This window comes from Peribacillus sp. V2I11, from assembly GCF_030817135.1.
In the GTDB taxonomy this organism is placed as follows: Bacteria; Bacillota; Bacilli; order Bacillales; family DSM-1321; genus Peribacillus; species Peribacillus simplex.
Map to the genome: position 1 here is coordinate 4,561,552 of NZ_JAUSYW010000001.1, position 21,408 is coordinate 4,582,959.

Annotated in this window: 16 protein-coding genes and 2 pseudogenes; 17 read left to right on the forward strand and 1 reads right to left on the reverse strand. The window is 34.1% G+C overall.

What is annotated here, in order from left to right; genetic code table 11:
- Positions 1–1,144 precede the first annotated feature (1,144 nt).
- Positions 1,145–1,402: a CorA family divalent cation transporter gene (locus QFZ73_RS29000; protein ID WP_373459024.1), complete on the forward strand. Its 258-nt coding sequence runs from the start codon at positions 1,145–1,147 to the stop codon at positions 1,400–1,402.
- A 357-nt stretch (positions 1,403–1,759) separates the two neighbouring features.
- Here the strand turns inward: QFZ73_RS29000 and QFZ73_RS22330 are convergent, their stop codons facing one another.
- Entirely contained in the window at positions 1,760–2,539 is a 780-nt protein-coding gene (locus QFZ73_RS22330; protein WP_307270813.1) for a M15 family metallopeptidase, read from the reverse strand.
- An 806-nt stretch (positions 2,540–3,345) separates the two neighbouring features.
- Here QFZ73_RS22330 and QFZ73_RS22335 point away from each other — a divergent pair.
- The 16 genes and pseudogenes from QFZ73_RS22335 to QFZ73_RS22410 all read left to right on the forward strand — a co-directional run bounded on the left by QFZ73_RS22335 (position 3,346) and on the right by QFZ73_RS22410 (position 21,381).
- Positions 3,346–4,178 (forward strand): annotated as a pseudogene (locus QFZ73_RS22335) (histidine racemase CntK family protein).
- A gap of 58 nt (positions 4,179–4,236) precedes the next feature.
- Positions 4,237–5,001 (forward strand): annotated as a pseudogene (locus QFZ73_RS22340) (class I SAM-dependent methyltransferase); the annotation flags it as partial.
- Positions 5,002–5,031: 30 nt separating this feature from the next.
- Positions 5,032–6,348: an opine metallophore biosynthesis dehydrogenase gene (locus QFZ73_RS22345; protein WP_307270816.1), complete on the forward strand. Its 1,317-nt coding sequence runs from the start codon at positions 5,032–5,034 to the stop codon at positions 6,346–6,348.
- Positions 6,349–6,487: 139 nt separating this feature from the next.
- Positions 6,488–8,086: a staphylopine-dependent metal ABC transporter substrate-binding lipoprotein gene (gene cntA / locus QFZ73_RS22350; protein WP_373459025.1), complete on the forward strand. Its 1,599-nt coding sequence runs from the start codon at positions 6,488–6,490 to the stop codon at positions 8,084–8,086.
- Positions 8,087–8,202: 116 nt separating this feature from the next.
- Entirely contained in the window at positions 8,203–9,135 is a 933-nt protein-coding gene (opp1B, locus tag QFZ73_RS22355; protein WP_307270819.1) for a nickel/cobalt ABC transporter permease, read from the forward strand.
- A complete protein-coding gene (gene cntC / locus QFZ73_RS22360) occupies positions 9,136–10,035 on the forward strand; it encodes a staphylopine uptake ABC transporter permease subunit CntC (RefSeq protein WP_307270822.1) in 900 nt (299 codons plus the stop codon).
- Positions 10,032–10,838, forward strand: a complete 807-nt coding sequence (cntD, locus tag QFZ73_RS22365; protein ID WP_307270826.1) for a staphylopine uptake ABC transporter ATP-binding protein CntD — start codon at positions 10,032–10,034, stop codon at positions 10,836–10,838. The genes cntC and cntD overlap by 4 nt, the downstream gene beginning before the upstream one ends.
- Before the next feature lie 2 nt (positions 10,839–10,840).
- On the forward strand, positions 10,841–11,587 hold the full coding sequence (locus QFZ73_RS22370; protein WP_307270829.1) for an ABC transporter ATP-binding protein: 747 nt from the start codon (positions 10,841–10,843) through the stop codon (positions 11,585–11,587).
- A gap of 30 nt (positions 11,588–11,617) precedes the next feature.
- Entirely contained in the window at positions 11,618–12,796 is a 1,179-nt protein-coding gene (cntE, locus tag QFZ73_RS22375) for a staphylopine family metallophore export MFS transporter CntE (protein ID WP_307270833.1), read from the forward strand.
- 728 nt (positions 12,797–13,524) lie between these two features.
- Complete coding sequence (locus tag QFZ73_RS22380; protein ID WP_251428302.1) at positions 13,525–14,484, forward strand: metal ABC transporter substrate-binding protein; 960 nt, start codon at positions 13,525–13,527, stop codon at positions 14,482–14,484.
- Positions 14,485–14,560: 76 nt separating this feature from the next.
- Positions 14,561–15,268 carry a metal ABC transporter ATP-binding protein gene (locus QFZ73_RS22385; protein ID WP_125162941.1) on the forward strand — a complete coding sequence of 236 codons (708 nt, stop codon included), beginning with the start codon at positions 14,561–14,563 and terminating at the stop codon, positions 15,266–15,268.
- A complete protein-coding gene (locus tag QFZ73_RS22390) occupies positions 15,214–16,035 on the forward strand; it encodes a metal ABC transporter permease (RefSeq protein ID WP_251428306.1) in 822 nt (273 codons plus the stop codon). The genes QFZ73_RS22385 and QFZ73_RS22390 overlap by 55 nt, the downstream gene beginning before the upstream one ends.
- A gap of 420 nt (positions 16,036–16,455) precedes the next feature.
- The gene (locus QFZ73_RS22395; protein ID WP_251428309.1) at positions 16,456–16,878 is read left to right on the forward strand and encodes a Fur family transcriptional regulator; all 423 of its coding nucleotides are present in this window, start codon (positions 16,456–16,458) and stop codon (positions 16,876–16,878) included.
- 274 nt (positions 16,879–17,152) lie between these two features.
- Entirely contained in the window at positions 17,153–18,253 is a 1,101-nt protein-coding gene (locus tag QFZ73_RS22400) for an NAD(P)/FAD-dependent oxidoreductase (RefSeq protein WP_307270843.1), read from the forward strand.
- Between the two features lie 9 nt (positions 18,254–18,262).
- Positions 18,263–19,882, forward strand: a complete 1,620-nt coding sequence (locus tag QFZ73_RS22405) for a nucleoside recognition domain-containing protein (protein ID WP_307270845.1) — start codon at positions 18,263–18,265, stop codon at positions 19,880–19,882.
- Positions 19,883–20,202: 320 nt separating this feature from the next.
- Positions 20,203–21,381 carry a GTP-binding protein gene (locus QFZ73_RS22410; RefSeq protein ID WP_307270848.1) on the forward strand — a complete coding sequence of 393 codons (1,179 nt, stop codon included), beginning with the start codon at positions 20,203–20,205 and terminating at the stop codon, positions 21,379–21,381.
- Positions 21,382–21,408: the final 27 nt, after the last annotated feature.

Consider the following 21,408-nt stretch of genomic DNA (forward strand, 5'->3'; position numbering starts at 1 on the left):
AAACGAGGAAGCATTCTGGTGTGTTTCGTTTATACCAGTGATTCACACTTTCTATGCCAAAAGTGGTGCCACCAATTGAAATAGGTAGAGCACCTTATCATACTCAACTGGCGAGCGCATTACCGATTTTTTCTCCATTTATATAGAGCCTGTTTTACTTGCTCTTAAATGATGGACCGGTGTGGATTGATCCTGTAAAGTTCTATTACACAAGGAGGCCGGCTCCTGCAATTCGTTCATTTTAACCATCTTTATATATCTTTTTAGGAATAGGGCAAATTAACTTTGATGGGCGAAACGTTCAAGGCTCCCAACACTTCATCACCTTGACTCTCGTCCTTTTTTTTCACTTGTTGGTTATATGAAATCCAGATATCCAAAGATCTTCCATCAATTAAGTATTCAAGGAAATGAAAATATAGAGGTCCGTAATCTTTAAATTTATTCGTTCACTTTTTCAATACGATCTAACCGATCCTTTAAATCTTTAATATCATTTTCAACACTGGAAATTACACTGATATATATAGCTTGTACAAATTTCACCCGTGTTTTATTGGGTGAATTTCTTTAGTAGAAGAACAAAGGAGACACATATTATACATGACTAATATGTGTACTCCTTTATTTATTAAGGCTTTTTATGATTTAGGTCTTGATAATCTAGGACAAAAATTTTCTTTTCCTTAGAACATTGTCTTTAAATTTTCTTGTAAGTCATTAACTGCTTGTCCTTGATTTCCATTGTAATCCCATTATTATATTGGCGTTCTTCAAAAAAGAAAAAAGAACAATTAAACCGTATTGAAGAAAAGTTGGACTCGATGCAAAAAAAGTATTAATAAATTGAAGGACTATATTCATTGAGGTATTTTTGTTCAAATAGGTGCTAGTTGAGATGCGGGGCTGCCAGTTGGTGGCCTTTTTGTTTTATGAACTAAAGGGGCGGAATAGTTTAACAAGGAGTTATAATATATTAGACCTATTCTTTATGTTATTAACATAAATATGTATCTGACACAAAAGAGCTAGTGTTTAATTTACTAATAAATGCGGAAGCGATACATATGATAAGTACTTTTGCGGTAACAATCGATTAAAACTAATAACTGATATAGCAATAATACGATTAGATGATTCAGATATTAAATGGTTTTGGGTAGATTTCGATACATCTAATGATGAGGTAGCACTGCTTTTAAAGAATCATTTTGATTTCCATCCACTTGCAATTGAAGACTGCTTACATTTTCTACAGCGTCCAAAACTTGATTATTATGGTGGTTATAATTTTTTTGTTCTGCACACTTTTAACCAATACTCCCTTGCACCTGAAGATTGGATATATTTGTCAGACGCAATTTTATTGTTACTTTCCATGAATGACCTTCAAGTGAAATAGGAATGGTTCGAAAAAGAGTAATGGAGGATAAAAATACAATTAATAAAGGAGTTATGTACATTTTTTAATCAGTAATGGATGAAATTGTAGATGAGTATTTCCAAAGTATTTATAAAAGTGAAGATGAAATGAATGAAATAGAAACTAAAAAAACAAATCAAGATTTAATTGAAAATTATGCTAAACATCCTTATGCAAAAAAACTATTGGCTTCTGTGATGCCTTTAAGTATCTCATAATAACAGTTTGCTCGAAGGCATAGCAGAAGGGGGATTAACCTTGGTAATCAGTATATAAAGTTAATCCAACGACATCTAAAATAAGATACGTCACATTTTAGATGTCGTTGGATTAATATCATTTGAACACGGGCTGAACATTAAAGTATTCTTCGAGTGTCACCCCTTGAGCTTGAATGTCTTTTGCTATCTCTATCCCTACATAGCGAATATGCCAAGCCTCATATTTATAGCCTGTAATTTCTTGCTTACCTTCTGGGTAACGAATGATAAATCCAAACTCACTTGCATGTTTAGCTAACCAATCAGCCTCTTTAGTTTGACCAAAACATTCCTCAGCAGCACAAGTGCCATTAATGCCACTTACATCAATAGCCAAGCCTGTTTGGTGTTCACTGGTTCCTGGATATGCACTATAAGTTTTAGCCTTTTCAAGTCCATCCCTTTCTACATAATTATTAAAAATAGCTTCTTGCGTTTCCTGTGAACGAAATGCCGATACGCCTGCTAATTTAATATCGTCTTCTTCAGCCTTAAGAAATAATTTTTCCAAGGCTTGCCCGGCCTCTTTGCGCATCATTCGTTTTTCGATTTTTTCCTTGAAAATAAACGGTACATTTGGATAAAAAAGGTCATCAGGTCTGTATTTATCTGGAAGTGGATTTAACTTATTTACTAATACGGGAATGCTTTCAGGGTTTGCAGAGACTTTAATAGCCTCTTGTTGAACCGTGTTAATATTAGGTTCGTTTTCCTTTGAGTTAGAAGCTGAATTTTTCGTACCTACACTTTGATCGTGTATATTATCTTCTTTTTTAGGGTTATCCTTAACTGTACAGCCTAAAGTACATAATAAAATAAATGTTAGTAAAGCTATGGTGTAAATGGATCTTAACATAGTGCGGCCCCCAGGTTCAATTTGTTACTAATCCTGCTTAATATTTTATATAAAAATTAAACAATCGATATGTTAGGGAGGAAGAAAAACAATAATGAAGTGTCCTATCATTTAGTCTCTTATATCCAACACATTTCGATTAATCATTCAATATGATAATAGATCTTTTTAAAAAAGAAAATAGTCGATAGATTCCCATAATTTAAACATGAAATCGTATATCATGTATTTGTCTTTGTAAATCGTAATTATTACTATTTATAATTTGATAAAACTCACAATATCAAATAAGAAGATAAAAATCAATATCTTTAAAGTATATTCCTACTAATTTCTGTAATGCCCATTCATCTTTTCCTTCTGCACTTTATAGAAATCCCCCATATATTGACGACCATAAGGTGCTGTGTAATGAAATCCCAGTTTTGCGCAGCGGAAAGGCCATCATTTTGCTGTTCAACCCTTATGATAAACTCCTGGATTGGCTCATTTTGTTACTTTTGTTCAGATTTGCAAATAGGATTTTATAATACCAACAGTATCTAAGAATACCCCGACTAACTCCTTATCTGCGACCTGGTTTCCTATTTCTTTTAAATCGTCGTGCTGCACCGATATGTAATGGTGAATAAAATCCAAAGGGATAAACATGGAAAGAGAAAAAAATGAAAACCAAATATTGACACTTTCCAACATTATGCTATAATTCATTTTGTAATTGATAATCGTAATCATTCCTATTTGTGGTGAATAATACTTTATGAAGAAAGGAAAACCAAAAAATATAAGTGTAGAGGGTAGTTGAGATGATCCAGGAAATAGATTTTATAAAATTTAATCCAACACAAAATATGACAATTCTTGTTAAAACTAATTATCTAGTTGAAGAGTATAAGCACATTGCTTCGAAAATCATGTCATACGACAGCGTGCATGCAGAACAAGTTGGATTTATAGAAAAGCCGATAAATAATAAAGCTGCTGCTAAGTTACAAATGGCTGGAGGTGAGTTTTGTGGTAATGCTTGTATGGCACTGGCAGCTTTTATAGCATCTGAAAAAGGACTAAAGCATAATGATTTGGCGGAGATAATATTAGAAGCTTCAGGCACAGATAAATTAATAACATGTCAAATGAAAAGAAATTTAGATGAATATCACTGTCTGGTTACTATGCCTATTCCTAAAAAGATAGAACAGAGAACAATAAGTATGATGGCAACGATTTGAATATGATTATAGTGAGATACCATGAATTTATACACATTGTGATAGAAGTTGAGGAATTTAGTAAAACAGTAAGGGAAAAAGCGCAATCTTTAGCAAAGTTGCTTGGAGTAACTTTAGGTGCTAACTTGATCGGCGTTTTATTGTATAAATCGAAATCTGAGGAAATGGCTCCACTCATTTATGTCCCACATTTAGATAGTATGATATGGGAAAGGGGGTGTGGTTCCGGTACAGCCTCCTTAGGAGCCTATCTAGCCTGGAAGAATAAAGGGGAAATTGTTACAAATATAAGGCAACCCGGTGGCGATATTAAAGTATTTGCTACTTGTCATGGAGAAGAATTAACAAGCCTTATGATTGAAGGGTCGGTCCAAATAGTAGCACAAGGCAAAGCTTTTATAGATGGTTAGTTATAACATTGTACTGGGGGAAAATTAATGAATGCATTAATAACTTTTCAAGAATAATTTAAGTGAGTTTTCAGAAAAATTTGATGGTTTAGCAGGAAGTTATGATCATACAATCAATAATTGTTCAGAGTTAGAGAGTTTAATAAATGACTATTCAAAATTCATAACAAACGAGAGGAATAAAGAAGCTTGGAAACAACTAGAACTACAAGAATCTAGTGATTTGAATCAACTTGTGATGAACCTAAGAAGAAAATCGGCACTTTGTGTAGCTATTTTGGAGAAATTTCGTGCAATCAAGCTACTGGATGGAAATAGTGAAAAGGCAGACTATTTTAAAAATATAGAATCATGTATTGAAAAAGAATTTGGCAGTTTTCAAATTACTTCGGAGTCAAAAGTATTGTTAGTAGGGTCAGGTTCATTTCCAATGACGCCATTATTAATCGCTAAGCGAACAGGAGCAGAGATTGTTGGCATAGATATTGATGATGAGGCTATTCAACTTGGACGGAACGTAGTAGAGAAATTAGGAAATGGATTAAATATTAGATTAGAAAAAATTTTAGTGGAAAATCTTGATTTTACAAAAAACGTGACTCATATCATTTTTAGTTCAACTGTTGAAAATAAATATGACATATTGGATCAATTACATACATTAACGAATGAAAATGTAGTTGTTGCTATGAGATATGGTAATCAGTTGAAGTCCTTATTTAATTTTCCATCAAGAGAGGTTGATGGGCAGAAGTGGAAGATGGTTGAAGAAATATTGCGTCCAGATCATGTGTTTGATATCGCATTGTATAAAAAAGCATAGCGTACTAATTTGTAAGAAAAGGAGGTCTTTATGAATGATTTTAAGCGAGTCCTACTATTAGGTACTGGCCCTACATCTATCCAACTAGCTATGAATCTAAAAAACCAATTGAATTGCTACGTAGGAATTGTTGGGAGAGAATCTGTTCGTTCAGAAAATTTTTTTGAGGCACTTAAGGAAAGTAATCATTTAGTTCGTGTAAGCGTTCAAAATGAAAAGCATCGAACTATGCAAGGTGAATGCTTCATTGATCAAGTTTTTAGGGGTTATGGAACAATTAAGGGTGAATGGGATACTATTATTCTTGCTGTAACAACGGATGCTTATATAGAAGTATTAAAACAAATTAATAATGAGAAATTAAAACAAGTAAGGTGTATTGTTTTAATTTCTCCGACTTTCGGTTCCAATAGCTTAATAAATAATTATATGAACCAGCTTAATTCAGATGCGGAAATTATCAGTTTTTCTACATATTACGGTGATACACGATGGATGCACGATAAACCTTCTAATAATGTTTTAACAACGGCAGTCAAGAAAAAAATTCATATAGGCTCTACACATTATCCATCTAAAAATGTCGAGGGACTATGTAAGTTATATGAACAATTAGGTATTACTCTTGAAACTATGGAATCTCCAATAGAAGCAGAAACGAGAAATATTTCTTTATATGTTCACCCACCGTTGTTTATGAATGATTTCACACTACGTGCAATATTTGGAGACTTAGAAAGCAAGAAATATGTTTATAAACTTTATCCTGAGGGGCCCATTACACCATATTTAATTAGGGATATGCTGGCTCAATGGAAAGAAATCATGAATATCTTAGGGAAATTAAATATAAAAAATTTAAATCTACTTAAATTTATGACAGATGATAATTATCCCGTGAGATTGGAAAGTTTATCCCGTCATGATATAGAGAATTTTAATCATTTAGAAGCTATCCATCAAGAATATTTATTATATATACGTTATACCGCACTGTTGATCGATCCTTTTTCTGAACCAGATAAGAATGGGAAATATTTTGATTTTTCTGCTGTTCCTATTAGAAAAATGTTCGTCAATAGGGAAGGATATTTGGATATCCCTAGGATGCCTAAAGAAGACTATTATCGTATAAAAATAATTCAAGGAATTGCAAAATATTTAAAGGTAAATTGTCCAACAATAGATAAATTCATTAAAACATATGAGAATAAAATTGAAAAAGTGGCTCAATCCAATGAAGGTGAATTGCTATCTAATGCATTTGTTGTTCAAAGCTTTGATGAAGATTTGAATATGGTATGCAATGAAATAGGAAAAAGTTTAAAAACAAAAACGTTGAAATAGTCCTTAGACTAAGGTTTGTATCTGCAGGAATGGCTAAGAGCAACTTGCCATCTGTATATTTACTTGGCAAGTGGAATTTTTTCAGTTATGTAGCTTCTTATATATACTTTTGGAGGAAAATAAAGTGAAAAAAAGAAATATGTTTGTTTTCTTAACTATGCTTATGTATTTATTTGTACTAGTAGGGTGCAGTGATGAAAATGGTACTAAAAGTGATTCATCGAATAACGAAAAGAAAACAGAATTAGTTTATGCATCAGCCAAAGATATTAATGATATGAATCCTCATTTGTACGGAGGTTCAATGCCAGCTCAAGGCATGGTGTATGAATCATTAGTTGAGAATACGGAAGATGGAATTAAGCCATTACTTGCTGAATCATGGGAAATTTCTAAAGATGGAAAAGTATACACGTTTCATTTAAGAGAAGATGTGAAATTCCATGATGGGGAACCATTTAACGCAGAAGCAGTAAAGAAGAATATTGATGCAGTACAAAATAATGCAGAAAAGCATTCCTGGATTAAGCTATCAACAAAAATAGTAAGTTGTAATGTATTAGATGAGTATACGGTGGAATTGGTGCTATCAGAAGCCTATTATCCAACTTTGGTTGAATTATCTATGACTAGACCTTATGTATTCTTGTCCCCTAAGAACTTTACTAATGGAGGGACAAAAGATGGGGTAAATGGTTACAACGGTACAGGGCCATATATTCTCGCTAAACATAAAACGGATGAATATGCAACGTTTGAAGCGAATGAAGACTACTGGGGTGGCTCACCTAAAATTAAAAAAATTACTTCTAAGGTTCTTCCAGCAGGGGAGACGACATTCTTAGCATTACAAAAAGGGGAAGTTAACTTTGTATTTACAGATGATCGAGGTGCAGACAGTCTTGATGTCGAAGCAATGAATCAATTGGTGGATTCAGGGGATTATCAACTTGTCCGAAGTGAACCAATGAATACGAAAATGATCGTAGCTAATAGTAGTAAATCTGATAATCCAGTAAGTGAAACAGCTATTCGTGAAGCCATTTGGCACTCGATTGATAGAGAAACCATTAGTAAGGATATTTTAAATGGTACGGAAACAGTGGCCAATACACTATTCTCACCTAACGTCAATTATGCAGATGTCGAGTTGAAGAAAAGAGGCTATGATTTAGAGAGAGCGAAAGAACTTTTAGAAGAAGCTGGCTGGAAATTAGAGGATGGTGCTGCGGTTAGAACGAAAGACGGTAACAAATTAGCCTTGCAACTTTATTATGACAGCAATTCTTCTTCCCAAAAAACACAGGTTGAGTTTATTCAAAGTTCATTAAAAGAGATTGGTATTCAGCTAGAGATTATCGGTGAAGAGTCGACTTCAATTGCTAATAGAAGGACTACTGGTGACTATGATCTATTATTCAATCAAACATGGGGACTAGCGTATGATCCACAAAGTACAATCTCTGCTTTTACTTCTGAGGCTTCTTATTTCCATACTACAAGTGGCATTGCAAAAGCAGATGAACTTTACAAGAAGATTGATGAAGTAATGGTGTCACCTGATGAGGAAACACGAAAATCGTTATATGCTGATATTTTGACGATTGTACATGATGAAGCAGTCTTTATTCCCATTTCAAATGGCAGTGTCACTGTAGTTGCCCCCAAAAATTTAAAAGGCATATCATTTAAGCAAACGCAATTTGAGTTACCATTTGAACTGATGAACTTTGAATAGAAAAATAAATAAAAAGGGGAAGATTCCCCTTTTTATTTATGTGAAGAGTAACCTTTTAAGTATTATATTGCAGAAGTAAGTGTGTTTTTTAAATTTCTATTAAAAGGAGATTTTCTATGGGAAGTTACATCATTAAGAGACTATTCATATCAATCCCTTTACTTTTGGTCATTTCATTTTTAACGTTTATTTTAATTAATCTTTCTCCCTTAGATCCTGCTGAAGTGGTATTGCAAGTGCAAGGTGTTCCAACAATAACAGATAAATTAATTGCTCAAACGAAAGAAGAGTTGGGGATGGATAAACCATTTATTATACGATACTTCGATTGGGTTATTGCTTGCTTACAGTTGGACTTTGGGATTTCCTACGTGACAGGAAAGCCGGTTTGGTCGTTAATTGGTCCAGCTTTTCTAAATACGTTCAAGCTAACGTTGGTTTCATCTGTTGTCATTATTGTTCTATCGATACTTTTAGGTGTGATCTGTGCGATGAAAGAAGGAAAAATAATGGATAAGTCAGTTAGAGGGTTTTCATTTTTCCTAACGGCAATGCCGTCATACTGGCTGGCAATTCTTATGATTTGGTATTTTTCCGTTAAATTGGATTTATTACCAACAAGCGGAATGGAGTCGTATAAAAGTTATATTCTACCAGTTGTTGTCGTTGCGATAAGTTATGCAGGCATTTATTTTAGAGTCGTTAGAAGTTCGATGTTAAGTAATTTAAATGAAGACTACGTACTGTATGGAAGGGCATGTGGATTAACAGAGAGGAAAGTCACCATGCATATATTAAGAAATTCATTGCAAGTGGCCATTTCGATATTTTGTATGGCTATACCTATTATATTGGGAAGTACAGTCGTTATAGAAAATGTATTTGCTTGGCCAGGATTAGGAAGTTTAAGTGTTCGGGCTATTCTAGGCAGGGATTTCCCGATTATCCAAGCGTATGTTCTTATACTAGCAGTGGCCTTTGTCTTGTTTAATACGATTTCCGACATTATAAACGCTGTGATGAATCCTAAATTAAGGAATGATCTCTAAATGGGAATATTTAAAAATTTAACTAAAGATAAGTTAGGTACAATTTCTCTCTTAGTTATTATTGTAACAATGGTTGTTGGTATATTTGCCCCTATATTTGCTCCACATGACCCTGAAGAAGTAAATATGAGCCTTCGGTATGCCTCTTCATCGTGGGATTACCTATTAGGTAATGATCACTTAGGACGATGTATTTTATCCAGAATCATTTATGGCATTCGTCCGAGTTTTTTATGGGTTTTAGTTGCATTATTCATATCTGTTTTGATTGGGTCTGTTTTAGGATTTCTAGCAGGCTACTTTAGAGGAAAAGTAGATGCCACTGTTATGAGAATTTGTGACACGATGCTATCTTTTCCAGGATACGTTATGGCATTAGCTGTTGTTGGAATTTTAGGTGTGGGTCTTGAAAATATATTGATTGCGTTTATCTTGATTAAATGGGCATGGTTTGCTCGGATAATCAGAACGTCTGTTATGCAGTATGCTGAACTAGAATATGTGAAATTTGCCAAAGCATCTGGTATTAGTGACATAAAAATTATTTATATGCACATTGTTCCTGTTACATTTTCTGATATCGCAGTTATTTCGAGTAGCTCAATTGGTTCGATGATTTTGCAAATATCTGGGTTTTCATTCCTAGGGTTAGGAATTCAAGCCCCAAATGCTGAATGGGGAATGATGTTAAATGAGGCAAGGGAAGTAATGTTTACAAGACCAGAATTAATGTTAGCGCCTGGTCTAGCCATTATTATGGTAGTATCGGCATGTAATTTTTTCTCTGATGCACTTCAAGTTGCCTTAGACCCTAAATTAATTACCTCTAAAAATAAGCTTCAAGAAGATTTAACAATCACTAAAATTAAGCTTCAAAAGAGGTGGCAAAATAATCTATGAATATATTAGAAGTTAAAAATCTGAGAATATGGGATAGTAACACCGGTAAAGTGATTATCTATAATAGTTCATTCCATTTAAAGCAAGGAAGCTGTCTGGCAATTGTAGGAGAAAGCGGAAGCGGTAAGTCTATGACTTGTAGGTCAATAATGCGATTAAATAAATCCTGGCTTCACCAATCAGGAGACATTTTATTTAAAGGCGAAAACTTAAACGATCTTTCCGAAAAAGAGATGAGAAAGAAAAGGGGAAGAAACCTTTGCATGATTCTGCAAAATGGGATGAGTGCATTTGATCCTTCCTGTGTAATTGGTGTTCATTTAAAGGAAACGCTTGTTGAACATTTCGGTTGGAGTAATAAAGAAATGGAAGAAAAAATGAAAAATGCTATGGAAAGTGTCATGCTGAAAAATCCGATAGAGATTATGAATAAGTATCCACACCAGCTATCGGGTGGAATGTTGCAGCGAATAATGATTGCGTTAGCATTAGTATTAGAACCTGACATTATTATTGCTGATGAACCAACAACAGCTTTAGATACTATTTCACAATTTGAAGTCGTTGAACAATTTATAAAACTACGGGAAAGAATGGGCTGCTCGATGATCTTTGTTTCTCATGACTTGGGAGTTGTAAGGGCAATTGCTGATGAAGTTCTGGTCATGAAGGATGGAGAAATTATTGAAAGAGAAAAATCAAAAACTATATTTTCAGAACCGGAACATGAATATACCAAACATTTAGTATCTACTAGACTAGCATTGAGTAATCATTTTAAGAAAATTATGGGGAGAGCTTAAAATTGCTGAAAGTTGATAGTGTGGAGAAGTCTTATAAAAGTGGTGGACTCTTTTCAAACAAAAGACAAAAGATTTTGAACAATATTAGTTTTGAATGTGGGAGTGGCGAATGTCTCGGTATTATCGGAGAAAGTGGAAGCGGAAAATCCACATTAGGTCGTTTACTAATAGGAATTGAAAAACCTGATCGTGGAACAGTTTTATTTCAGGGGGAAAATGTAGGGGATAGAAAAGTGAGATCGGGTAACATTAGCGCTGTTTTTCAAGACTATAAATCTTCCATAAACCCCTTTTTTACAGTTGAGGAAGCCATTATGGAGCCATTAAAAATTAAGAGCAAGGTCAAAAATGAAATTCAAAACAGGATTGATAATCTATTAAATCAAGTTGGGTTAAATCCGTCCTATAGAAAAAGATATCCTCATGAATTATCAGGGGGAGAGGTTCAAAGGGTATGTATTGCAAGAGCCATTTCCACAGAACCAAAATGTATTTTATTAGATGAAGCAATCAGTTCTTTAGATGTATCAGTTCAAATACAAGTGCTTGAATTACTTAAGGAATTAAAAAACCTCTACAATATGAGCTATGTATTTATTACTCATGATATTCAGGCCGCCGCCTATATTTGCGACAGGGTCATTATTTTTAGAAATGGTCAAATTGAAGAAGTAATTAAAATCGAACAATTAAAAAACGTTCAGTCAGAATATGCTAGGAAATTATTGGACAAATTAATAACTTTTTAGATTATTTTCGAACTAGGAGGAGAAAAAATTGTGAGTGGAGCTATGTCTTGGCCGTTTCTGCGTTTATATCTGTTGGTTCTTCTTTATTTTAGTGCCAATGCCATTCTAAATGTTATTATCCCCTTACAAGGGGAATCATTAGGAGCCAGCAATACAACTATCGGCTTGATTATAGGGGCGTATTTGTTTACGACCATGTTCTTTCGTCCGTGGGCAGGTCAAATCATTCAAAAGCATGGACCGATAAAAGTGTTGCGCATTATTCTTATAGTCAATGGTTTTGCTTTAATATTATATACGATTACTGGGTTAGGCGGCTATTTAGTTGCCCGTATGTTACAAGGGGTGTCGACAGCTTTTTTTTCCATGGCATTGCAGATAGGCATTATTGATGCACTACCAGAGAAGGATCGCTCTCAGGGCATCTCACTTTATTCTTTATTCTCTTATATACCAGGTATTATTGGACCCATACTGGCATTAGGAATTTGGCAAGGAGGTATGGATTATTTTACAGCAGTGATGATAGCAATTGCCATCACTACAGGGGTGTTTGGCTATAGTGCCAAAATGGAAAAAGGAAAGGATCAACCTGTTTCAGTTAATAATGAGCAGGGAGTAAGTATGATTAAGGCATTTAGTCAGTTGGTACAAAATCCGTTTCTGTTTAAATGCAGCGTATTGATGTTAGTTACCTCCATTGTATTTGGAGCGATTACAACTTTCATACCACTGTATGCTATGCAATTAAAAAACGGCAATGCTGGAATTTATCTCATGCTTCAGGCTGGTACCGTTGTCTTTGCTCGTTTTGCTTTAAGGAAAAGGATTCCTTCAGACGGTAAGTGGCATTCATCTTTTATCATGGGGGCAATGCTTTTTTTAGCAATAGCTGCGCAATGTGTAAGCGTTTCTATAAGGGGTGGGGCTTTCTTTTTCTATGCAGGTGCGATTTTAATGGGGATAGCTCAGGCAATTATCTATCCAACGTTAACAACGTATTTAACCTTTGTATTGCCTAAGGTAAATCGAAATGTGTTAATTGGTTTATTTATTGCTATGGCTGATTTAGGTGTTTCGCTAGGTGGTGTCATTATGGGGCCGATAGCTGATTTTTCCTCATACTCATTTATGTATATGATTTGTGCTATCTTAGGTGTGACGATGACCATTTTTGCATATGATCGACGAAAAATATTTGTTGGGTAAATATAAAGGAGTCTTTCAAAATTTTCATATATGACTTTTGGAAGGGTTTGTTGAATTTAATATTACTCTTATAGAGGATAATCTTTTTATAGGATTCTTTTTCTTTTTAATGGCTAATTAATTATGTATGAGATAAGCCTAAATTAAGAAAGAATGTAAGTTGGCATATTGTTGTGAATTAAAATCAAAATGATCAATCTTTTTTATAAAAAATAACTCATTATAGAAAAAGCTCGTTTTGATAAAACTCTAATCAAAACGAGTATTTTTGTTTGCAGCTAAATCAGCGTTTACGGAATTTTTTAAACAAACTTTATTCCAAACCAACACCCATACTATAACCAATCAATTTCCTGATAAGCTTCGTGAGAAATTTTCTAAAGGAATGCTTTTGAATGTCTTATACTTCAAAAGGAATGAACTTGTCTGTAAAAGGCATGAAAGGATTCCTTAGACAGCCAGTCATTATTAAACCTTGAAACCTGGGCATTGGTTATCCTTTTGCGATTATGATTCTTAGTATTGGCTATCAAAGGATGTATTTGTGTTTTTAGCTACAATTTTGTTAAGGTTAGTAGCATGTATCTGAATTAAAGATAGAAAAGGAACAATTACCAGTACTGGGGGAATGTGTATTCAAATCGTAATCATTCCAATTTACAAATCGTAATAATTACGATATACTACAAATGCTAAAAAAGAGTGAATATATATCGGAGGGTAATTTCATGAAAAAGTTTAACAGAATGGTAGCTCCTGTATTTGCAATCCCACTTATGCTTGTTGGATGTCAACAAGGGGATGGTAATGAGGGGTCTGAAAATCAAATAAAGAAGGATACTGATAAGATTCAAATAGTCACTACTTTTTATCCAATGTATGAGTTTACAAAAAATATTGTTGGCGATCTTGCTGAGGTAGAATTATTAATTCCTTCATCCATAGAGCCTCATGATTGGGAACCTTCACCAAAGGATGTAGGTAATATACAAAATGCAGACTTATTCGTATATGACAGTGAGTATATGGAGACATGGGTACCTGATATCGAAGAGAGTTTAGATTCTAAAAAGTCTACGTTTGTTAAAGCGAGCGAAGGAATCACATTAATGGAAGGTGATGAGCATGAACATGCAGAGGAAGAAGAGCAAGCACATAGTCATGAAAAGGATCCACACGTTTGGTTAAGCCCTGCACTTGCACAAAAAGAAGTTGAGAATATTAAGGATGCATTAATAAAGGTTGATCCAAATCATAAGGAAGAGTATGAAAAAAATAGTGTGGCTTATATAGAAGAACTAAAGGGCCTAGATAAAGAATTTAGATCTACACTTGCAGATGTTCCAAGTAAAGAAATTATTACTCAACATGCAGCTTTTGGATACCTAGCGAATGAATATGGTCTTAAACAAGTAGCAATTGCCGGCTTGTCTACTGAAAACGAACCAAGCCCTGCTAAGCTTGCAGAATTGAAGAAATTTGCAGTAAACCATAATATAAAAACTATTTTCTTTGAAGAAGTAGCATCCCCTAAAGTAGCAAAAACTCTAGCAGATGAAATAGGGGCTGAAACTCAAGTACTTAATACCTTGGAAGGATTAAGTGAAGAAAATCAGAAAAAAGGCGCTGATTATATCCAAGTAATGCAAGATAATTTAGATAAACTAAAGGGTGCATTAAGTAAATAGTTTATGAAGTAAAAGCGTGATAAATGACATAGTTACGCTTTTTATTTTTTTGTGAAACTGGAAAGGAGTGACATGATTGAATCTTGTAGAAGTAAAAGCAATTAAATTTGGGTATGGTCATACTCCAGCACTAGACGATATTTCCTTTCAAATAAATAGTAGTGAATTCATTGGGGTTACAGGACCTAACGGTGCCTCTAAATCGACTCTGCTGCGATTGTTACTGGGCTTATTAAAGCCTTGGAGCGGAGAGATAAAAATAAGTAAAATTAATGAAAAAGGACTACCTTTAAAAATTGGATATGTACCTCAACAAATAGCTTCATTTAATGTTGGTTTTCCAAGTACTGTTATAGAGTTGGTCCGTTCCGGGAGATTTCGTAAAGGAAAATGGTTTGCTAGATTGACTGCTCTTGACGAGAAGGTTGTTCAAAATGCTTTGGAAATGGTTGGGATGTGGGAATTTAGGAACCATAAAATCGGAGCATTATCTGGTGGTCAAAAACAAAAAATCTGTATAGCACGTGCTTTAGCAGCTGAACCAGACTTTCTTGTACTTGATGAACCAACAACCGGAATGGATTTTGAAAGTAGAAAAAATTTTTATGAATTTATGAGCCATCGAGTTAAGGAGCACAACTGTACGGTCTTGATGGTAACCCATGATCAAGAAGATGTAAAACCTTTTCTTGATAAAATCATTCATCTTGAGAAGGGAGAACGAGATACATGGAAATGTTTGACCTTGAATTCATGCGAAGGGCATTTTGGGCAGGAGGATTAATTGCTATCATTGCCCCAATACTGGGAGTCTTCCTCGTATTAAGGAGACAAGCGTTAATGGCTGATACCCTCTCACACATTTCCTTAGCTGGAGTAGCTGTCGGTTATTTCATTCATACTGATTTAACGCTTTCAAGCTTTCTTGTTGTTATCATTGGTGCCGTCGCAGTAGAGTATATGCGCAGAGCTTACCATTCTTATTCTGAGGTTTCCATTGCTGTATTAATGGCTGCTGGTTTATCTCTTGCCCTCTTTTTAATGAGTATTAGTGCTGGTGGCATGACAACTAATGTGGAGCAATATTTATTTGGTTCCATTGTAACTATCAGTGATCGGCAAGTATATACCATGCTGATTATTACCCTAATAGTTCTCCTGTATTTTTGGATATTAAAAAGGCCCTTATTTTTGTTAACATTTGATGAAGATACTGCATTTGCTAGTGGGATTAATACACATATTCTGTCACTCTCATTCAGTATTTTAACTGGACTAGTAATAGCGGTCATTATCCCTACAATTGGTGTACTGTTAGTATCAGCCCTGCTAGTCTTACCGGCTGCCTTTTCAATAAGGATAGCAAAAGGTTTCAAATGGGTAATTATTACCGCGATAATTACTGCTTTTTCCGGCATCATCACCGGTTTAAGTACATCATATTATTTGGGAACTCCTCCAGGAGCAACTATTACCTTGCTTCTTGTTATCATCTTATTACTGGGATTTGTTTTTCAAAAGATTTACTTTTTAAAAAGAAAAGGTCATTGATATGTACTAAAATGTTTTTTTGTTAACTTAGGGAAACCGTAAATCTTTCTGAGAGAAGAAGTGCCAATAATCATCTTACAGGGATAAAATGCGCACCTTCTCTTTAGAAAAATGAATAATTTTATTTATTCACATTCCAATATTTTAAATCATTTCATTATCTATTGTATTTGTCAGCAGTATCGTGTATATCGAAATTAACTATTTTTTACGCACTAATTAAAGAGTTTATGAAAAAAATAAAGAAATATACTTCTTTGATTTTATAATGAAAATATGATTTAATTTTAATGTAAATCGAAATGATTCCGATTTTAGGTGAATATAAAAATGATAGATTATTTAAGACATATGTTTGGGGCGGATTATTTAACTTTAATTTCTTAAAAAGAGATTATTCAATAAGGAAAGGAGTTAATAATGAACTTACAGTATGAAATAAATTCTGTTTTAACTAGAACGGGTTATAAGATGACGAATAAAAGAAAACTATTAATTAAATTGATAAGTAACAGAAACAGTGAATTTATTTCCGCCAGAATTCTTCATAAAGAGGCTAAATTAAAAATCCCCGGTATCAGTTTAGATACGGTTTACAGAACATTGTTTTTGTTGGAGAAAAAAGGATTTATTGAGAAGAAAGGTATGTGGGAAAGAGAATGTAAATATCAATTAGTGTCTGAAAATACGAGGAGTATGATAAAATGCTTGAATTGTGGGAAAAGTGAATCTCTGGATAAAGATAACTGTCCTATTGATTTCTCAAAGTTTTCCTTTAATAATCAATATAAATTACAAAGGTTTGAGTTTTATGGGTACTGTTACGATTGCTTAGAGAAATAGGTAGTAAATCACGTTACATCAAGGGTATTGAATTATAGATATACAATAGTTAATTAAAAATAGTGCCCTAATCACTTACATAACATAAACAAGTTCAACATCGAATTGTAATAGTAGATTATGTCTATAGATTGTCTCTAAACTTAATAAAATAAATCGTAATTGTTTCGATTTATGTTGTGAAAAAGAGCAAGGAAAAATGGAAAATAGGATTCATGATAAACGAGATTCATTTAGCAGAGGTAATAAGCTTTTTATAAAAGGAGGAATATACATGATTACGATTATAGGAGGAGGCCCAGCAGGGATTGGTATGGGTGTTCTATTAAAGCAGAATGGAATAGATGATTTTATTATTTTAGAGAGGGATCAAGTTGGTTCAACATTCTTTCAATGGCCTGAAGAAACAAGGTTTATCACACCATCTTTTACTGCTCATGGTTTTAGTTATTTAGATTTAAACGCGATTTTACCTGATACGTCACCTGCATATACTTTTGGAAAAGAACACTTATCAGGGGAGGAATATGGCGAATATTTATGTATGATTGCTGAACACTACAAGTTGCCAGTCAGTGAAAATACACAAGTACATATAGTAGAAAAAAGGGAAGAAAAGTATTGGGTACAAACAAGCGAAAAGGGTGATGGTTTTTTCTCAGAATCAGTGATTATTGCTTGTGGCGAATTCCAATTTCCAAAACGTCCTTTTAAATATGGTATACATTACGGCGATGTTACCTCATGGAAAGAAATTGAAGGGGATAGAATCATTATTGGTGGTGGTGAGAGTGCAGCGGATGCGGCCTATCACTTAAATAAAGATGGGAGAAAAGTGGATGTATATTACTCTGCGAAACAGTGGTTTGATATTGATGTAGATCCTAGTAGGACCTTATCACCATTTACAAGAGAAAGGCTTGAATCAACAAAAGCGCTTAATGGAATCTTTGAACATCCAATGAGTAGAGCAATCTCCGTCGAAAAGGACGATGAAAATGACATGTTTCTCGTTCAATTCGAGAATGGTGATGTTGTAGAAACTAAATGGGAACCAATTATCTGTACTGGTTTTGGGAGCGGTGCGAAGCAATTCAAGGAGTTATTTGAATGGAACGAAGAAGGACTACCAATCTTAACTGAAAAGGATGAGTCCACGCTAGCCCCTTCAGTATATTTGATTGGACCGAATGTAAGGCAAAGTAATACAATTTTTTGTTTTATTTATAAATTCCGCCAAAGGTTTGCCATTATTGCTGAGGATATCATTTTCCATCATAATCTTCCTCGCAATCAAGATATTTTTGAATTGTATAAGAAGTCTGCCATGTACCTTGATGACTTATCATGTTGTGAGAAAGGGTGCGCCTGTTAGGAGATTAATATGAAAATTGTATTATTAGGTTTAGAATCATCGGGAAAAACTACGCTACTTAAAGGATTATTACAAAAAAATTTCCCTACTCAGGGATCTAATGTTAAAGGATCTACCTCTACAATACTAGAAGTGAATGAAAATCAGACCCGGTATATGGATACACCTGGAATCCGTATAGGAAGTGAATTAGTCTCAAGTCAATATACAAGAAAAAAGATAAAATCTGCAGATCAATATTGGTTTATAGTTAGAGGCACCCACTTTAAAGAGGAGATTGAAGTATTAACAGAAGTTTTCCCTTTTGAAGATAAGCCGATTGCTATCATAGTTAGCTTTGAAGATAAAATGGATCAAGAATCACTAAATGAATTAAATGATTTTAAAGAAAAAAACAAATTCCCTTTATTTTTAATGGACACACGAAGAGTTGATTCAAGAGTTGGGGATAAAATACGTGAGTTAGCAAGATCAGTTACTTTTGCAGAAAGTGTGAAAATTAATAATTTACGTATAAAAAAAATAAAGGATTTAAAATCACTGTTCCAAGTGCGAATCTTAGGGCCATATGTGGCTTTTATAACATTACTAGTTATCTATTCCCTCCCAATCATTTTAGCCTACCAGTTTTCAAAAAGAGTAGAGGGCATTGTAGAATCAACCATTGTTAATTCTCTTATTAGATGGAGTGGAGGGGCTCCTGAAACCTTAAAAACTGTGCTCTTTGGAGATTTTGGACTACTATCATTGGGAATCTACTCCTTCATTTGGGCTTTTCCGGTTGTGGTTTTATTCGGCTTAGCTATTGCGATTACAGAAGAAAGTGGATTAAAGGATCAAATTACAGATGCACTTGATCCACTTATGAGAAAAGTTGGTTTAACCGGACAAGATCTTGTTCCTATCATTAACGGTTTTGGATGCAATGTTGTTGCAATACAATCTAGTCGAAGTTGCAACATTTGTACTAGGAAGAACTGCATTTCAGTTATTTCCTTTGGCTCTGCCTGTAGCTATCAGCTAGGAGCGTCTCTATCTGTCTTTGGTGCTTCAGGACATATCTTTCTTATTATCCCGTATATATTCATCTTAATATTAATATCACTTATTCACGGAAAAATTTGGAATAAAAAAACATTGATTCCAATGTTTAAAAAAAGAGAGACTTTCTTGCAATGGCCTTCCGGACAAACTTTATCCTATAGACTAAAGCCTGTATTAAGTCAATTTCTTGTCCAAGCTATGCCAATTTTTTTAATTATCTGCCTGGTTGCTTCATTATTCGATTTTCTGGGATGGATGGAAATTTTAAAGGAGTTTATCGCACCATTATTGGTTGTTATTGGCCTATCCACTGATTTAGCACCTGCATTTGTTGCAAGCTTATTCCGTAAGGACGGAATATTATTATTGAATGAAGGTTCCGGAATTATGGCAGAACAAATAGCGGTAGGAGAACTATTTATTGCAGTTTTCCTCTGTAGTACATTTACTGCCTGTTTAGTAACCTTAGTAAAAATTATGAAAGAACTTTCTTTTAAAGAGGCATTCTTATTAGCTGGAAAACAAATGATTACAAGTATTTTAAGCGTTATTTTGTTTTCCATTCTTTTATCGTTGTACAATTAAGTTTCTCACTTACGATCATAAATAGGGAACCAATGATGTAGTTAGTACAATGGCAAATACTTTGGTCAAAAAAATGCGACATCAAGTAGAATTTATAAGGATTTAGAACTCTAAAGAAAGAGATACAAGAATATTTTTATAAAAAAAACTTGTAAATAGTAATCGTTACGATTTATAATGGTATAGCTATTAACCATAGCGGGAGAGAAAAAGCAAACCTTAATAATAAAGTATAGCTGTGTATTATTACATATTAAATCGTAATAGTTTCGATTTGTACAATTAATGATATAAGGGTGCTTTTTGAAAGGAGTGAAAATGTGGGTTCGAAAAGAATTCCAGTTACAGTACTAAGTGGTTATCTTGGTTCAGGAAAGACAACACTGCTAAATCACATTTTAACTAATCGGGATAATCTTAAAGTAGCTGTTATTGTCAATGATATGAGTGAAGTAAATATTGATGCTACCTTGGTGAAAAAAGGGGGATTTTCTAAAACCAATGAGAAACTGGTAGAAATGCAAAATGGCTGTATATGCTGTACTCTTAGAGAAGATTTACTGATCGAAGTGGAAAAGCTTGCACAGCTAGGAGATATTGATTATATCGTTATAGAATCAAGTGGAATAAGTGAACCAATACCCGTAGCTCAGACCTTCACCTATGTTGATGAAAATTTGGGAATAGATTTGTCTAGATTATGTAAGCTGGATACTATGGTTACAGTTTTAGATGCTAATCGTTTTTGGCATGATTACGCATCCGGGGAAACTCTATTGGATCGTAAGCAGGCAGTTGATGAAAATGATGAGAGGGAAATAGCCGATTTATTAATTGATCAAATTGAATTTGCTAATGTGATTGTACTGAACAAAGTCGATTTAGTATCGTCAACAAATGTTCAAGAACTAAAATCAGTTTTACAAAAATTCAATCCAGAGGCCCGTATTATTGAGAGTGAATATTCACGTGTACCACTTACTCAAGTTCTAAACACAGGACTTTTTGATTTTGAGACCTCCAGTCAGGGGGCAGGGTGGCTTAAAGAATTAAATGAAGAGCATGTCCCAGAAACAGAAGAGTATGGTATAGCATCATTTGTATATCGCCGCAATAAGCCATTCCACCCAGAAAGGCTAATGAATTGGATACATAATTGGCCAGTAGAGGTGGTACGCTCTAAAGGATTTCTTTGGTTAGCTACACGAAACGACATTTCCGGAATTCTCTCGCAAGCTGGACCTTCTCTAACTATTCAGGCAGCAGGAAATTGGATAGTGAGTTATCCCGAAGAAGAGCGAATGCAAATTTTAAAAGATGAACCAGAACTCTTGGATAATTGGGACGAAACATTTGGTGACCGAATAATCGAATTGGTTATGATTGGAATTAATATGAATCTAAAAGAAATTGAAAAAACCTTGGACGAATGCTTACTTACGGAAGCAGAAATGAATCAAGATTGGTCGGAATTTAAAGACCCACTACCTTCTTTTTAACAAAATGAATAAATATAAAACAATGTA

Excerpts from the sequence above, each read along its gene's own strand:
- QFZ73_RS22330 (WP_307270813.1), bottom strand. The coding sequence starts at position 2,539 with ATGTTAAGATCCATTTACACCATAGCTTTACTAACATTTATTTTATTA.
- QFZ73_RS22345 (WP_307270816.1), top strand. The coding sequence starts at position 5,032 with ATGAATGATTTTAAGCGAGTCCTACTATTAGGTACTGGCCCTACATCT.
- cntA (WP_373459025.1), top strand. The coding sequence starts at position 6,488 with ATGTTTGTTTTCTTAACTATGCTTATGTATTTATTTGTACTAGTAGGG.
- opp1B (WP_307270819.1), top strand. The coding sequence starts at position 8,203 with ATGGGAAGTTACATCATTAAGAGACTATTCATATCAATCCCTTTACTT.
- cntC (WP_307270822.1), top strand. The coding sequence starts at position 9,136 with ATGGGAATATTTAAAAATTTAACTAAAGATAAGTTAGGTACAATTTCT.
- cntD (WP_307270826.1), top strand. The coding sequence starts at position 10,032 with ATGAATATATTAGAAGTTAAAAATCTGAGAATATGGGATAGTAACACC.
- QFZ73_RS22380 (WP_251428302.1), top strand. The coding sequence starts at position 13,525 with ATGAAAAAGTTTAACAGAATGGTAGCTCCTGTATTTGCAATCCCACTT.
- QFZ73_RS22390 (WP_251428306.1), top strand. The coding sequence starts at position 15,214 with ATGGAAATGTTTGACCTTGAATTCATGCGAAGGGCATTTTGGGCAGGA.
- QFZ73_RS22395 (WP_251428309.1), top strand. The coding sequence starts at position 16,456 with ATGAACTTACAGTATGAAATAAATTCTGTTTTAACTAGAACGGGTTAT.
- QFZ73_RS22400 (WP_307270843.1), top strand. The coding sequence starts at position 17,153 with ATGATTACGATTATAGGAGGAGGCCCAGCAGGGATTGGTATGGGTGTT.
- QFZ73_RS22405 (WP_307270845.1), top strand. The coding sequence starts at position 18,263 with ATGAAAATTGTATTATTAGGTTTAGAATCATCGGGAAAAACTACGCTA.